General features: G+C 73.3%; 10 protein-coding genes. 8 read left to right on the forward strand and 2 right to left on the reverse strand.

Annotated features, from left to right (window positions below; all coding sequences use genetic code 11):
• Positions 1 to 98 precede the first annotated feature (98 nt).
• On the reverse strand, positions 99 to 1,889 hold the full coding sequence (locus tag N5875_RS34925; RefSeq protein WP_338498295.1) for a VanW family protein: 1,791 nt from the start codon (positions 1,887 to 1,889) through the stop codon (positions 99 to 101).
• Between the two features lie 255 nt (positions 1,890 to 2,144).
• On the opposite strand from N5875_RS34925, the gene N5875_RS34930 reads away from it, so the two are divergent.
• The 5 genes from N5875_RS34930 to N5875_RS34950 all read left to right on the forward strand — a co-directional run bounded on the left by N5875_RS34930 (position 2,145) and on the right by N5875_RS34950 (position 10,097).
• Positions 2,145 to 2,906, forward strand: coding sequence for an IclR family transcriptional regulator C-terminal domain-containing protein (locus N5875_RS34930; protein WP_318211494.1), 762 nt, complete (start codon positions 2,145 to 2,147; stop codon positions 2,904 to 2,906).
• A gap of 45 nt (positions 2,907 to 2,951) precedes the next feature.
• Complete coding sequence (locus N5875_RS34935; RefSeq protein WP_318211495.1) at positions 2,952 to 3,281, forward strand: putative quinol monooxygenase; 330 nt, start codon at positions 2,952 to 2,954, stop codon at positions 3,279 to 3,281.
• Between the two features lie 172 nt (positions 3,282 to 3,453).
• Complete coding sequence (locus N5875_RS34940) at positions 3,454 to 4,488, forward strand: LacI family DNA-binding transcriptional regulator (protein WP_318211496.1); 1,035 nt, start codon at positions 3,454 to 3,456, stop codon at positions 4,486 to 4,488.
• Positions 4,489 to 4,645: 157 nt separating this feature from the next.
• Positions 4,646 to 9,307, forward strand: coding sequence for an aminotransferase class I/II-fold pyridoxal phosphate-dependent enzyme (locus N5875_RS34945; protein ID WP_338498296.1), 4,662 nt, complete (start codon positions 4,646 to 4,648; stop codon positions 9,305 to 9,307).
• A gap of 202 nt (positions 9,308 to 9,509) precedes the next feature.
• Positions 9,510 to 10,097: a class I SAM-dependent methyltransferase gene (locus tag N5875_RS34950; protein ID WP_338498298.1), complete on the forward strand. Its 588-nt coding sequence runs from the start codon at positions 9,510 to 9,512 to the stop codon at positions 10,095 to 10,097.
• A gap of 19 nt (positions 10,098 to 10,116) precedes the next feature.
• Here the strand turns inward: N5875_RS34950 and N5875_RS34955 are convergent, their stop codons facing one another.
• On the reverse strand, positions 10,117 to 10,593 hold the full coding sequence (locus N5875_RS34955) for a glycosyltransferase (protein WP_338498300.1): 477 nt from the start codon (positions 10,591 to 10,593) through the stop codon (positions 10,117 to 10,119).
• Here N5875_RS34955 and N5875_RS34960 point away from each other — a divergent pair.
• The 3 genes from N5875_RS34960 (at position 10,592) to N5875_RS34970 (ending at position 14,352) form a co-directional block, all read left to right on the forward strand.
• Positions 10,592 to 11,662, forward strand: coding sequence for a phosphatase PAP2 family protein (locus tag N5875_RS34960; protein ID WP_338498303.1), 1,071 nt, complete (start codon positions 10,592 to 10,594; stop codon positions 11,660 to 11,662). The genes N5875_RS34955 and N5875_RS34960 overlap by 2 nt on opposite strands.
• Positions 11,663 to 11,705: 43 nt before the next feature.
• A complete protein-coding gene (locus N5875_RS34965; protein WP_338498305.1) occupies positions 11,706 to 13,925 on the forward strand; it encodes an NADP-dependent isocitrate dehydrogenase in 2,220 nt (739 codons plus the stop codon).
• Positions 13,926 to 14,055: 130 nt separating this feature from the next.
• On the forward strand, positions 14,056 to 14,352 hold the full coding sequence (locus N5875_RS34970; protein ID WP_318211501.1) for a hypothetical protein: 297 nt from the start codon (positions 14,056 to 14,058) through the stop codon (positions 14,350 to 14,352).
• Positions 14,353 to 14,380 lie beyond the last annotated feature (28 nt).

Here is a 14,380-nt window from a genome sequence, read left to right on the forward strand (position 1 = left end):
GGCGGCCCTGGCCTGGTGGGCCGTGCTCCGGAGTCATGCCCCGGCCGTACGGGAAGACACCCTTCCGGCCGTCCGTCTCCCCACCGGCCGTACGCCGGTCACCTGGCGTCCGTCTCCTTGTCGGGCGTGTCGACGTCGGGCTCGTCGACCGGCTTGCAGGTGACCTCGTCGCGCGGGGTGTAGTGGGTCTTGAAGGTCTCCCGCTTGACCTCGGCCCCGTCGTTCTTGAAGACCCGGTCCACCGCGATGTCGAAACCCTCCAGCGGCGGCTGCGGCACACAGGCCTTGCCGGTGCCCTCGGCCTTCTTCGGCTCCGTGAGGTTGGTGCGCTCCCCGGCGACCGCCTCCACGGAGTCGTACTTCTTCGTCCCGAGGAAGCTCACGGTGACGGACGAGTCGGTCGCGCCCGCCTTGATGTAGATCGGCTTCCCGGAGTCGTTGCGGAACTTCAGGTCGAGCTGGCCCCAGGCGACGGTCGCCTCGCGGCCGGCCGGGTAGCGCTCGATGTAGAAGGAGTGGGCGCCGTACTCGACGGGCTTCACCCCGGCGAAGAACATGGCGTTGAACACGGTGGTGGCCATCGCCGAGACACCGCCGCCGGGCGCGGAGCGGTACTGGCCGTCGAGGATCATCGTGCCGTCGACGAAGCCGTTGTCCGGGGTGCGCTCGCCGACCGTCTCGTTGAAGCTCCACACCTCGCCGGGCCGCACGATCGAACCGTTGATGAGCTCGGCGGCCCGGCCGATGTTCGTCGTCCGGTACGGAGCGGCCGGGAAGTCCACCGTGAACGTCGACATCTGCTCGGTGATCCCGAGACGCGCGAGGGAGTCGGAGGTCAGCTCGGGCTGGGTGACCGTCGTGGCCATGGCGGCGGTACGCGCGGCGGCGCCCGACCGGGTGAGCAGCGGGCGTACGGCGTCGCCGAGGGCCTTCGCGGTCACCTCGTGCCCCGGCCTGCCCTCCGACTCCACGACGACCTTGCCGTCCCGTACGCCGAGGGTCGCCTCGACGGGCGCGCCCGTCAGGGAGGAGATCGGGTCCGCCACATCCGGATCCCGCAGCAGCGCCTCGGCGTCGAGGGCGGTGGTCAGCCGGCCGTTCTCCTTCTTCACGGTGAGGTGGTCGCCGAGGGTGGCGGCGGAGATCCGCAGCCGGTCCGTGCCAGTGGTGAGCGTCACCGGGCCGGAGACGGCGGGCTTCGCGTCCGTGTCGAGGAAACGGTTCACCTCGGCCGCCGACAGCTTCGGCTCGGTCACGGCGACGGGGAGGGTGACGGGCGAGGCGCCGGTGGCGGCGGGGTAGGCGGCGCGCAGGGTCTCGACGGCCTTCCCCGTGTCCAGCTTCTGGCCGGCGACGGGCTGGGTCGCGACGGCCTTGCCCTCGCGGAAGGCCACGGACCCCTCGCGCACCGTGCGGTCGTTCTTCTTCGCCAGTTCGGCCACGATGGCGTTCACCTTGGCCGCGTCGTAGGCGAGGACCGGCTGGATCTCGCGCGCGCCCGACGAGAAGAGCCGCCCGATGACGGTGAACGGGTCGCGGGAGGGATCGGCCGCCAGCTCGGCGGTCTTCGCCAGGTCCACGGTGAGACCGGCGGACGCCGGCGTCACGGTCGAGGCACGGTCGCCGACCCGCACGGGTATCGGCGCGCTCCACGAGGCCGGGGCCTCGGCCGCCAGCTTGGCCTCGGCGTCGGCACGGCTCATGCCGCCGATGTCCACGCCGCCGACGCGGGTGCCGGCGGATATGTCGTCGCCGGTGGCGACGAGCCCCGCCACGTACAGGCCGCCCGCGGCGACGGCGACCACGCCCGTCGCGATCGCCGCCGTCCGGAGACGCGGACGGCGCCCCTCGTGGGGCGTCGGGGCATGGTGGGTCGTGGAGCGGGGCACGCGCTCTCCCGGGGCATCGAGAATCAGGGGAACACCCGACGGTACGCCGAAAGAGTGTCTTATGCACATAAGGGGGGTTTGACCTGCGGAGATACGGAGGGGAGCGGAGGCGGGACGGAGAGTGCCCGGGGCCGCTCCGCCCGGCCCTGTGCTTCCCGCTCCGCCCGGCCCTGTGCTTCCCGCTCCGCCCGGCCCTGCGCTCCCCGCTCCGCCCGGCCCGGGATGCGTCCCGCCCCGCCCGCCTAAGCTGGACCGATGCCTGCCCCGTCCCCGAGCCCCGGGCCCCAGTCCGCCGACCGTGCCCTCGCCGTCCTCGACGCCGTCGCCGACGCGGACCGGCCCGTCGGGGCGAAGGCGCTGGCCAGGCACCTCGGCTGCGCCCTCTCGACCGTCTACCACCTCGCCGGGCCCCTGCTCGCGCGCGGCTACCTCGTCCGTACCGCCGAGGGGTACGCCCCCGGGCCCCGCGTCCCGGCCCTGCACCGTTCCCACCAGCGGCACCACGGGCTCGGCACAGGCACCGGCGAGCTCCTCGGCCGACTGCGGCGGGCCACCGGCGCGGAGGCGTACCACACCGCCTACCGCGACGGCCTGATCACCGTCGTCGACACCACCGCCCCCGTCACCGACGCGGGCCACCCCTTCACCCCGGGCCCCGAACAGCGCGCCCACGCGACCGCCCACGGCAAGGCACTGCTCGCCGCGCTGCCGCGACCGCTGCGCCGCCGCTATCTCACGGAGCACGGGATGGCCCGCTTCACCGAGCGGACGATCACCAGCGCCGAGCGCTTCGAGGCCGAGGTCGACCGCGTGCGCGGGCAGGGCATCGCCGTCTCCGTGGGCGAGGCGGACCTCGCGTACACCTGTCTCGCCGTCGCGCTGCCCGAGCGCGGCGACGGCATCGTGCACGCCCTGTCCGTCTCGCTGCCGACCGCCGACTTCGGGCGGCGGCAGGGCGAGATCCGGGCCGCCCTCACCCGTGCCGTACCGGAGTTTCCGGCCCTGCCGGAATCCTGACCGGACCGACTGGCCGCGCCGGCCGGGGCGCCGCAGGCTTGTCGCATGATCTTCATCGCCGTACGTTTCACCGCCCGCCCCGACCACGCCGACCGCTGGCTCGACCTGGTGGCCGACTTCACCCGCGCCACCCGCGAGGAGCCCGGCAACCTCTTCTTCGACTGGTCGCGCAGCGTCGACGACCCGAACGTCTTCGTCCTCCTGGAGGCCTTCGCCGACGCCGACGCGGGCGCGGCCCACGTCGCCTCCCCGCACTTCACGGCCGGTCTGGAGGCGATGGCCGGAGCCATCGCCACCACGCCCGAGATCATCAACGTCGAGGTCCCGCAGCAGGGTTGGGGTGCCATGGCGGAGCTCGCCCCCACCGGCGCCTGAGCGTTCCCCCGCCCGGCGCCCGAACGTCCCCCGCCCGGCGCCCCCACCCCCTCCCGGCGGTCCGGGGCACGTGCCTGGAGCCCTTCCGCGGTTCCCTCGGGGCGCCCCGCCCCGCCTGATAGGTTCGCGTGCACACGCAGGCGGGGCGGCGGCCCGAGGGGAGAAGCGGCACATGGCGGTGAGCGGGCGGCAGACCGGCAGGCCCACCCTTGAGGAGGTCGCGGCCAGGGCAGGAGTCGGCCGCGGCACCGTATCCCGGGTCATCAACGGCTCCCCCCGGGTGAGCGAACAGGCCAAGGCCGCCGTCGAGCGGGCCGTCGCCGAGCTCGGCTACGTACCCAACCGGGCCGCCCGCGCCCTGGCCGGCAGCCGGACCGACGCCGTCGCCCTGGTGATTCCCGAGACCGAGGCCCGGCTCTTCGCGGAGCCGTACTTCCTCGACATCATCCGTGGTGTCAGCAGCGAACTCGCCGGCGCCGACAAGCAGTTGCTGCTCACCCTGATCCGCAGCGAGCAGGAGCGACAGCGCTTCGAGCAGTACCTCGCCGCCCAGCGCGTCGACGGCGTCCTCCTCGTCTCCGTACACGCCGCCGACCCCCTGCCCGACCAGGTCCGCGCCCTCGGCCTGCCCGCCGTCCTCAACGGCCGCCGCACCGAGGACGAGCGCGTCGCCTTCGTCGACTCCGACAACACCGGCGCCGGCCGGGCCGCCGTCGCGCATCTCGCCGCGCGCGGCCGACGCGCCGTCGCCACGATCACCGGACCGCTCGACATGTACGTGGCCCGCTGCCGTCTCGACGGCTACCGGGAGGGCCTGGCGGAGGCCGGACTCGCCGCCGACGACGGGCTCGTCGCCACCGGGGACTTCACCGAGGAGGGCGGGCGCCACGCCATGCGGGAACTCCTGGACCGCAGGCCGGACCTGGACGCCGTCTTCGCCGCCTCCGACGTCATGGCCGCGGGCGCGCGCGGCGTCCTTCGCGAGGCGGGCCGCCGGGTCCCCGAGGACGTGGCGCTCGTCGGCGTCGACGACTCGGCCGTCGCCCGGCACATGGACCCGCCGCTGACCAGCGTCCGCCAGCCCATCGAGGAGATGGGCCGCACCATGGCCCGACTGCTCCTCCAGGAGATCGCCGCCCCCAGCGAACCGGACGAGCAGCCCCGCCGGATGCTCCCGACGGAACTCGTCGTCCGCGCGTCCTCCTGACGCCCGGCCCTGCCGGTACGCGCCTCCGCGCCCACACGTTCCGCGCCGAGATGCAGGCGCCCCGGGCGCCCCGGAGAATGGACACCGTACGGGGTCCCATCCGCGAACAGGGCGCTCCCGACGGCGTCCGTCCGACCCGGCAAGGGGGCGGTCGACGATGTCGCTGCGCCAGCGGAACCGGCCGCTCGCCGCGACCGGGGCACTGCGCCGATGGACCCTGCTGTACCTCCTGATCGTGGCCGCGTTGACGGCCGCCTACCTGGAGTTCCCCGCCCGGCACACCGTCCTGTGGGCGCTCATCGGCCTCGGCGGCGTCGCCGCGATCCTCGTCGGCGTCCGCCTCCACAAGCCGGCCCGGCGCTGGCCCTGGCTGGTGCTCGCCGCCGCCAACCTCGCCTTCGTGGGCGGCGACACCGCGTACAACGCCCTGGAGGGCTTCTTCGGCCAGACCAGGCCGTTCCCCTCCGTCGCCGACGCCCTGTACCTGGCCACCTACCCCCTGTTCGCCATCGGCCTGTTCGGCTTCATCCGCTACCGGGCCGTCGGCCGCGACCTCGGCGTCGTCCTCGACGCGCTGATCCTCACCTCGGGCCTCGCGCTGCTCTCCTGGGTCAACCTCATCACCCCGCTGGCCAGGAGCGAGGACATGAGCTGGGTCGAGAAGGCCATCTCCATCGCCTATCCCCTCGGCGACGTGCTCATGCTCGCGATGCTCGCCCGGCTGCTCGTGCCCGGCGGCCTCAGATCCCGGTCCGTGCAGCTCCTCACCCTCGGCACCTGCGGCATCCTCGCCTCCGACGTCATCTACGGCACGCTCCAACTGCGCGGCACCTGGCAGGTCGGCACCCCCTGGGACCTCGGCTGGGTCGTCTTCTTCACCGCCTGGGGCCTCGCCGCCCTCCACCCTTCGATGACCGGCCTCACCGAGCGCGCCCCCGAACCCGCGCCGCACGTGGCCGAGCGACGGCTCGCCCTGCTCGCGGGCGCCTCGCTCGTCGCCCCCGCCCTGCTGCTGCTCCAGTCGCTGCGGGACGACCGGGACAAGGACATCGCCGTCATCGCCGTCATCGCGGTCTTCTCGGCCCTGATGTTCCTGCTGGTCCTCGCCCGGCTCTGGGGCATGATGAACGACCACGGCAAGGCCGAGGCGCGCGAACGGAGCCTCCGGACAGCCGCCGCCTCCCTGGTCGCCGCCCTGAGCCCCCGCGAGGTCGCCGGAGCCGTGGAGACGGCGTCCGCGACCCTCTTCGGGCCCGGCACCGAGCACCGGGTCCTGCTGTTCACCCGGGACCGCCGGGGCGGCCTGAGCGGCGTGGCCACGGCCGACCACCCCTGGAGCTGCCGCACGGACGAACTGACCCGGCCCCCGGCCTCACCGCCCCGGACGCCGAACCAGCCGACGCCACCTTCGTACGACTCCGCCCACCCGCCGTACGACGCGAGCCGCCCCGCGAACGAGCCGAGCGGGCACCTCACCCCCTCCGGCGCCGATCCGGGCGGTCCCCCCGCCGATCCGCCCCGGCCTGTCACCGACCCGCGCCCCCGGACCCCCGCGACCGCCTGGCCCGAGAGCGTCTCCGACGGCACCCGGCTCCTCCCCGTCTCCCGGCTCGACCCCGCCGTCGCCGCGGAACTCGCCCCCGAGCCCTTCGTCCTGCTCTGCCCCCTGGAACTCCAGGCACCGGCGGGTCCCGAACCGCTGCTCGGCGTGCTGCTCCTCGCCGGCCCCGAGAAGAAGCTCGCGGAGATCTCCGGCCCGGCCCAGTCCCTCGCCTCCCAGGCGGCCCTCGCCCTCGAACGCTTCGCCCTCAGCGAGGAGGTCAACCGCCGCACCAGCGAGGCCTACTTCCGTACCCTCGTGCACAACACCTCGGACGTCATCCTCATCGTCGACGACGACGACAGCGTCCGGTACGCGAGCCCCTCCGCCGAGTCCATGTTCGGCCGCTCCCTGCTCCCCGGCACCCCCCTCACCGACCTCGTCGCCCCCGCCGACACGGCCGCCGCCCTGCGTGTCCTGGCCGACGCCCGCACCCGCGCCGCCGTCGACGCCCGGGACGACTGGAAGCTCCTCCACGGCGGCTCGGCCGACCTGGAGGTCGAGGTCCGCTGCAGCAACCTCCGCGACGAGCACACCGTGCACGGCCTCGTCCTCACCCTCCGCGACGTGACCGAACAGCGGAAACTGGAACGCGAACTGACCCACCGGGCCTTCCACGACTCGCTCACCGGGCTTCCCAACCGCGTCCTGCTCCTGGAACGGGTCGAACGGGCCCTGCTCAGGGGCCGCCGCGAATCCACCCTTACCTGCATGCTCTTCGTCGACCTCGACGACTTCAAGGTCGTCAACGACACCATGGGGCACTCCGTCGGCGACGAACTCCTCGTCGCCGTCGCCCGCCGCCTCACCTCCGTGCTGCGGCTCACCGACACCGCGGCCCGCCTCGGCGGCGACGAGTTCGCCGTCCTCATCGAGGGCGCGCGCGAGCCCCGCGACGCCGAGACCCTCGCGGCGGAGATCGTGCACACCCTGAGCCAGCCCTTCCACCTCACCGACGGAGCGGTCTCCGTGTCGACCAGCGTCGGCGTCGCGACCGTCCTCGACAGCGCCCACGCCGAGGAACTCCTCGGCCACGCCGACCTCGCCCTGTACGCGGCCAAGGCGGCCGGCAAGAAGCGCTGGCGGCTCTTCCACCCCGAGTTCCACTCGCGGCTCGTCGCCCGGCACGAACTCCAGGCAGGCATGGACACGGCCATCGCCGACCACGCGTTCGCCCTGCGGTACCAGCCGATCGTCGAGGTAAGGGACGGCGCACCGGCCGGCCTCGAAGCGCTCATCCGCTGGCCGCACGCCCGCCGCGGCATGGTCCCGCCGGACCAGTTCATCGCCCTGGCCGAGGAGAGCGGCCACATCATGCCGCTCGGCGCCTGGGTCCTCGAACAGGCCGCGCTGGACATCGCCCGCTGGCAGCGCGCCCGCCCCCGCAAGGCCCCGCTGTACGCCAGCGTCAACGTCTCCGCCCGCCAGTTCCGGGACCCCGGATTCCTCGAAGGCGTACGCCGCACCCTCCACTCCTCGGGGCTCGTGCCCGGCTCCCTCGTCCTGGAGCTCACCGAGACCGTCCTGATGCGCAGGGACGCCCAGATCAGGACCACCATGGCCGCCCTGAAGGAGCTGGGCGTCTCCATCGCCATCGACGACTTCGGCACCGGTTTCTCCTCGCTCAGCTACCTCCGCGAGTTCCCCATCGACGTCCTGAAGGTCGACAAGTCGTTCATCGACAACATCACGACCGACCCGCAGCAGGTGGCGCTCGTGGAGGGCATCGTGCGCATCGCCGACGTCCTCGGCCTCCAGGTCGTCGCCGAGGGCATCGAGCACGAGGAACAGCGGGCGCTCCTCGCCGAGATGGGCTGCCGCTACGGCCAGGGCTACCTCTTCGCCCGCCCCATGACGGCCCACCAGGCCGAGTTCTATCTGCACCGCGCTCCGTCGTCCGGTGAGCGTCCGCCCGCCCGGCCCGCCGTCCGCCCCGCCGCCCGGGTGGGGCACCCCCCGCGCGCCTCCCGCTGGCGCGACCTCGAGCACCTCCACCGGACCAGCCGGATGTGCGACGCCGTCATCGACGAGGTCGATGGCCGCCGCATCCGGGTCGGCGACGACTGGCTCATCGACTTCGCCTCCTGCAACTACCTGGGCCTCGACCTCGACCCGACGGCCATCGAGGCGATCGAGCCGGAGGTCAGGCGCTGGGGCACCCACCCCAGCTGGTCCCGGCTCATCGGCAGCCCCCGGCTCTACCCCCGCATCGAGGAGCGGCTCACCGAACTCCTCGGGGCCTCCGACACGCTGCTGCTGCCCACCGTCACCCTCATCCACCAGTCGGTGATCCCGCTGCTCGCCGGCACCGGACAGGTCTTCGTCGAGGCACAGGCGCACCGCACCGTGTACGACGGCTGCGTCGCCGCCCGCGGTCAGGGCGCGGAGATCCACCGCTTCCACGCCGAACGGCCCGACGAGCTGGAGGCGCTGCTGCGCGGCGCGCCCGGCGACGCGAGCCGTCTCATCTGCATGGACGGCGTCAACAGCATGACCGGCAACTTCCCGGACCTCCCCACCCTGGCCCGGGTCTCCCGCGAGAACAGCGCCCTGCTGTACATCGACGACGCCCACGGCTTCGGAGTCATCGGAGAGCGGCGCCCCGGCGAGACCAGCCCCTACGGCTCGCGCGGCAACAGCATCGTCCGCCACCTCGGCGAGACCTACGACGACCTGGTCCTGGTCGGCGGCCTCTCCAAGGCGTTCTCCTCGCTGCTCGCCTTCCTCGCCGTGCCGAAGTGGCTCAAGGACCACCTCAAGGTGGCGGCGGCCCCGTACCTCTACTCAGGCCCCTCGCCGACGGCCTCGCTCGCCACCGCCCTCGCCGGACTCGACGTCAACGACGCGCGCGGGGACGAGATCCGGGCCGGGCTCTACCGCAAGACGGCCCGTGTCCTCGACCACGTCCGCGCCCTGGGCATCGCCACTCCCAACACCGACGGACTGCCGATCGTCGAGATCCCGCTCGCCGACGCGGACGACCTCGACGCGGTCGCCGCCTTCCTCTGGGAACACGGCATCTACGTGACGCTCGCCTCCTACCCGCTGGTCCCGCGCGACCGGGTCGGGTTCCGCGTCCAGATCACCGCCGCCAACACCGACGAGGAGATCGGGGAACTCCGCGTCGCCCTCACCGAACTCGCCGAACGGTTCTCCCTGCAATCCGCCGACGCCGCACGCCCCTCCGTCGTCACCGGCGGCCGGACAGCGGAACCGTGATGGGCACGACCCAGGTGCGCCGCAACCGGGACGCCGACTGGGACGCCTGGCCCTGGCCGACTACCTCGCCGAGAACTACCGCCGCCTCCACCCCTGCGACATCGGCGTCATCCACCACCACGCGTCCGTCCACCGGCGCTACGCCCCCGGCAGCCTGGCCCGCACCCTCGAACTCGGCGCGGGCCCCAACCTCTACCCCCTGATGCTCGCGGGCGCCGCCAGCCGCCGGATCGACGCCCTCGAACCGAGCGTTGCCAACCTCCGCTATCTGCGCCGCCAGCTCGACCGGGGCCCCGACGACAGCTGGCAGCCCTTCTACGCCCTGTGCCGCTCCCTCGACCCCGCGCTTCCCGAGAGCTGCACGGAGGCGCTGCACCCGGTGCGGGTCGTGCCCGGCACCGTCGACGACCTGGTCCCCGGCACGTACGACCTCGCCTCGATGAACTTCGTCGCCGAGAGCGTCACCGAGGACATCGACGAGTTCACCCGGTTCTGCGACGTCTTCGTCCGGGCGGTCCGCCCCGGCGGGCGGCTCCTCGCCGCGTTCATGGAACGCATGCCGAGCTACCGCATCGGCGCGGGACCGGTCTGGCCCGCCTGCCCGGTCGACGAGGCAACCCTGCGGGCCGTCTTCACGCCCCGTACCACCGGTCTGCGGATCGCCAGGGTCGTCAAGGACCTGACCCTGCCCGAGTACGGGGACACCGGCATCCTGCTCCTCACCGCCGAACGGCCGGCCGGACCCACGCCCCCGGTCACGACCAGCACCGCCGCACCGCGGCACGGGTGATACCGGACCGCTTCCCCGGTCACGACAGCAGCTCCCGGTAGAGGGCCATGTACCGGGCCGCGAACCGCTCGGGGCCGAAGTGGTCCTCGACGAGCGCCCGGCCCCGCTCGGCGAGCACGTCCCAGGAGCGCGGCTGGTCGAGCAGCCAGGCCGGCTGCTGCCCGGTGCGGCGCGCGTCGCCCGCCGGAGCCCGGAGCACCGCGTGGCCCAGGTCGGCGAACCGGGGGAGGTCGCTGAGGATCGCCGGCCGTCCCGAGGCGAGCGCCTGGAGGACGGTCAGCGGGATGTCGGCCCTGCCGCCGAGCGCCGTCGGCGGGAACAGCAGCACATGGACGCCGGCGAGCAGGCACGCCCGCCCGAGCCCGGACCCCTGAGCAGGCGCACGCGTCCGCGACCGGCCGCCGGGCGGGCCCTGCCCGCCGAGCCGCCCCCGAGGCGTTTCGTTCGGGTGCGTCCAGCGGGCGGGGCCGCCGCGCGTGGGTTCGAATCGGGGCATGGCTTCCTACGACAGGCCCCGCGCGGGCGGCTCCCCGAGGCCGCTGGAGACCGGTGGCACCTGGTGGTACGCCGCCGTGGCAGGCGAGGCCGCCGGATCGTTCAGCACCCGAGTCCGCACCCGGACCCGGCGTGGCTGCCTCGGGGCTGTACTCCTCCTCACCGTCGTCTACGCGGGCCTCGTGCTCACCGCGACCGGCCGCCGCTGGGGCGACGCGGCCATGACCGGCCGACGCGCCGACTCCGCCGCCGCCACCGTGCTCCGCGAGCACCCCTCGATCGCCGGGCTCACCACCCTCTCCCTGGTCCTCGGCTGCGTCCTCCTGCTCGCCGCCGGCCTGATACGCAGGCGGTACGCCCTCACCGGCATCGCCGCCGGGGCGGTCGTCACCGCCCTCGCCGTCACCGGACTCCTCCAGCGGTACGCACCGCGCCCCCGGCTCGCCGACGCCGGCGGGCTCATGTCCAGCGGCTTCCCCAGCGCCCAGACCACGCTCGCCCTCGGCATCGCCTTCGGTCTGGCCCTCGTCGTCCCCTACCGGCTGCGCAGCGTCGCCGTCGGCGCCGCCACGCTCTGGGCCATCGGCGTCGGCGCCCAGACCATCGCCGCCGGCCGGCACCGGCCCGGTGACGTCATCGCCGCCGCCCTGGTGGTCCTCGCGGTCTTCTGCGGCCTCCTCGCCTTCCTCGCCCGCAAGGGCAAGGTGCGCCCCGGCGCCCGACGGGGGCCCGCCCTCCCCGGCCTCCCGGTCACCGTCCCGCTCGCCCTGCTCGCCGCCGCCGGGCTCGGCGCGGGCTTCTGGCTCCTCGGCGACACCCTCACCCTGCCGACCGCCGCCCCCTACGACCCGGCCGAGCTCCGGCTCGCCCACCGCTGCGGCCAGGCCCTCGCCGCGGGTGTGGTCGCCGCCGCCGGGCTCGTCCTGCTCGGTCTGCTCCGCCGCGTCGACGTCGAGGGCGCCCCCACCCCGTACCGGCTCGGCGGACCCTTCGTCGAGGCCGCCGGAGCGCCCCGCGACGGCGAGCTCGTGGGCCCCTTTACCGAGGACCTCGATCACGAGATATCTTGATGTCGAGCAATCTCGCATACGCAGACGTGGAGCGGAGCACCCGGTGACTGACTCGACCATCATCTACACCCACACTGACGAGGCGCCTGCCCTGGCGACGTACTCGTTCCTGCCCGTGATCCAGGCGTATGCCTCGCAGGCCGGAGTCACGGTCGAGACGCGGGACATCTCCCTCGCGGGCCGCATCATCGCCGTCTTCCCCGAGTTCCTGGAGGAGGGCCAGCGCATCGCCGACGCCCTCGCCGAGCTCGGCGACCTGGCCAAGACGCCCGGCGCCAACATCATCAAGCTGCCGAACGTCTCGGCGTCCATCCCGCAGCTCAAGGCCGCGATCGCCGAGCTCCAGGCGCAGGGCTACGCCCTCCCGGACTACCCGGACGACCCGAAGACGGACCAGGACAAGGACGTCCGCGCCCGTTACGACAAGATCAAGGGCTCGGCCGTCAACCCGGTCCTGCGCGAGGGCAACTCCGACCGCCGCGCGCCCGGCTCGGTCAAGAACTACGCCAAGAACCACCCCCACCGCATGGGCGCCTGGACCCCCGAGTCCAAGACCAACGTCGCCACCATGGGCGAGAACGACTTCGCCTCCACCGAGAAGTCCGTCGTCGTCACCCAGGACGACACGCTCCGCTTCGAGTTCACCGCCGCCGACGGCACCACCAGCGAGCTCCGCGCGCCGCTGAAGGTCATCGCCGGCGAGGTCGTCGACGCCGCCGTCATGCGCGCCGCCGCCCTGCGCACCTTCCTCGGCGAGCAGGTGGCCCGCGCCAAGGCCGAGAACGTGCTCTTCTCCGTGCACCTCAAGGCCACGATGATGAAGGTCTCCGACCCGATCGTCTTCGGCCACGTCGTCCGCGCCTTCTTCCCCGCCACCTTCGCGAAGTACGGCGAGGTCCTCGCCGGCGCGGGCCTCTCCCCGAACGACGGCCTCGGCGGCGTCCTGAAGGGCCTGGAGACCCTCCCGCAGGGCGAGGAGATCAAGGCCTCCTTCGAGGCCGAGCTCGCCGCGGGCCCCGCCCTGGCGATGGTCGACTCCGACAAGGGCATCACCAACCTGCACGTGCCGTCCGACGTCATCGTCGACGCCTCGATGCCGGCCATGATCCGCACCTCCGGCCACATGTGGGGCCCGGACGGCCAGGAGGCCGACACCCTCGCCGTCCTCCCGGACCACAGCTACTCCGGCGTGTACCAGGCCGTCATCGAGGACTGCCGTGCCCACGGCGCCTTCGACCCGTCGACCATGGGCTCGGTCCCGAACGTCGGCCTCATGGCGCAGAAGGCCGAGGAGTACGGCTCCCACGACAAGACCTTCGAGATCGCCCAGGCCGGCACCGTCCGCCTCGTCGACTCCGAGGGCAACGTCGTCCTGGAGCAGGAGGTCGCCGAGGGCGACATCTTCCGGGCCTGCCAGACCAAGGACCTGCCCATCCAGGACTGGGTCAAGCTCGCCGTCACACGCGCCCGCGCCACCGGCGCCCCGGCCGTCTTCTGGCTGGACGAGAACCGCGCCCACGACGCCCAGCTGATCGCCAAGGTCAAGCAGTACCTGCCGGAGCACGACACCGAGGGCCTGGACATCAAGATCCTGTCCCCGGTCGAGGCGACGAAGTTCTCCCTGGAGCGCATCCGCCGCGGCGAGGACACCATCTCCGTCACCGGCAACGTCCTCCGCGACTACCTGACCGACCTCTTCCCCATCCTGGAGCTGGGCACCAGCGCCAAGATGCTGTCGGTCGTCCCGCTGATGGCGGGCGGCGGCCTCTTCGAGACCGGCGCCGGCGGCTCCGCCCCGAAGCACGTCCAGCAGCTCGTCAAGGAGAACTACCTCCGCTGGGACAGCCTCGGCGAGTTCTTCGCCCTGGCCGCCAGCTTCGAGCACCTCGCGACCTCCACGGGCAACTCCCGCGCCCAGGTCCTCGCCGACACCCTCGACCGCGCCACCGGCACCTTCCTCAACGAGGACAAGTCGCCGACCCGTCGCCTCGGTGGTATCGACAACCGCGGCAGCCACTTCTACCTGGCCCTGTACTGGGCCCAGGAGCTGGCCGCCCAGACCGAGGACGCGGAGCTGGCCAAGGCGTTCGCGCCGCTGGCCGAGACCCTCTCCGCCAACGAGCAGAAGATCGTCGACGAGCTCGTCGCCGTCCAGGGCTCCCCGGCCGAGATCGGTGGCTACTACCAGCCCGACCCGGCCAAGGCCGCGGCCGTGATGCGCCCGTCCGCCACCTTCAACGAGGCCGTCGCCTCCCTCGCCTGATCCGGCACGGGAGGCCCCGCGCCTCCCCCGCCCCATCGAGCACGCGCGTGGCGCCGCCCCGGACGGAACTCTTCCGACCGGGGCGGTCCCGTCGGTGGCGCATCCGCCGTCCGGGTGTGAACCTGGATGGATGAGCTGGGCATCTTGGACGACCGCCGGTGTCTACACCGGGCGAGGTGGGGTGCTGACCGTCGAGGCCGGAGTCGTCACGGGCGATGTGACCGTCCACACGACCTGGGCCGCCGTCGACGGCCAGGCAAACGTGGCCGTGCAGTACAGCGGCGCGTCCGACTGGTTCACCATGTCGGGCAGTCCCGTTCCGTGCGCGTCGGAGGAGGAGAGCCGCGATCTGCACGACGCCGTCGTGGAAGCCGTCCGGGAGGGGAACGGGGCCACGGTCCCGACTCTGCCCGTACCACCGGTGTGATGGACGTCGGCGTCGATCACCGATAAGT

The organism is Streptomyces sp. SJL17-4, from assembly GCF_036826855.1.
In the GTDB taxonomy this organism is placed as follows: Bacteria; Actinomycetota; Actinomycetes; order Streptomycetales; family Streptomycetaceae; genus Streptomyces.

Bases quoted from the DNA above. Each gene is read 5' to 3' on its own strand.
- N5875_RS34970 (WP_318211501.1), top strand. From the start codon at position 14,056: ATGAGCTGGGCATCTTGGACGACCGCCGGTGTCTACACCGGGCGAGGT.
- N5875_RS34950 (WP_338498298.1), top strand. From the start codon at position 9,510: ATGCTCGCGGGCGCCGCCAGCCGCCGGATCGACGCCCTCGAACCGAGC.
- N5875_RS34940 (WP_318211496.1), top strand. From the start codon at position 3,454: ATGGCGGTGAGCGGGCGGCAGACCGGCAGGCCCACCCTTGAGGAGGTC.
- N5875_RS34935 (WP_318211495.1), top strand. From the start codon at position 2,952: ATGATCTTCATCGCCGTACGTTTCACCGCCCGCCCCGACCACGCCGAC.
- N5875_RS34945 (WP_338498296.1), top strand. From the start codon at position 4,646: ATGTCGCTGCGCCAGCGGAACCGGCCGCTCGCCGCGACCGGGGCACTG.
- N5875_RS34955 (WP_338498300.1), bottom strand. From the start codon at position 10,593: ATGCCCCGATTCGAACCCACGCGCGGCGGCCCCGCCCGCTGGACGCAC.
- N5875_RS34960 (WP_338498303.1), top strand. From the start codon at position 10,592: ATGGCTTCCTACGACAGGCCCCGCGCGGGCGGCTCCCCGAGGCCGCTG.
- N5875_RS34930 (WP_318211494.1), top strand. From the start codon at position 2,145: ATGCCTGCCCCGTCCCCGAGCCCCGGGCCCCAGTCCGCCGACCGTGCC.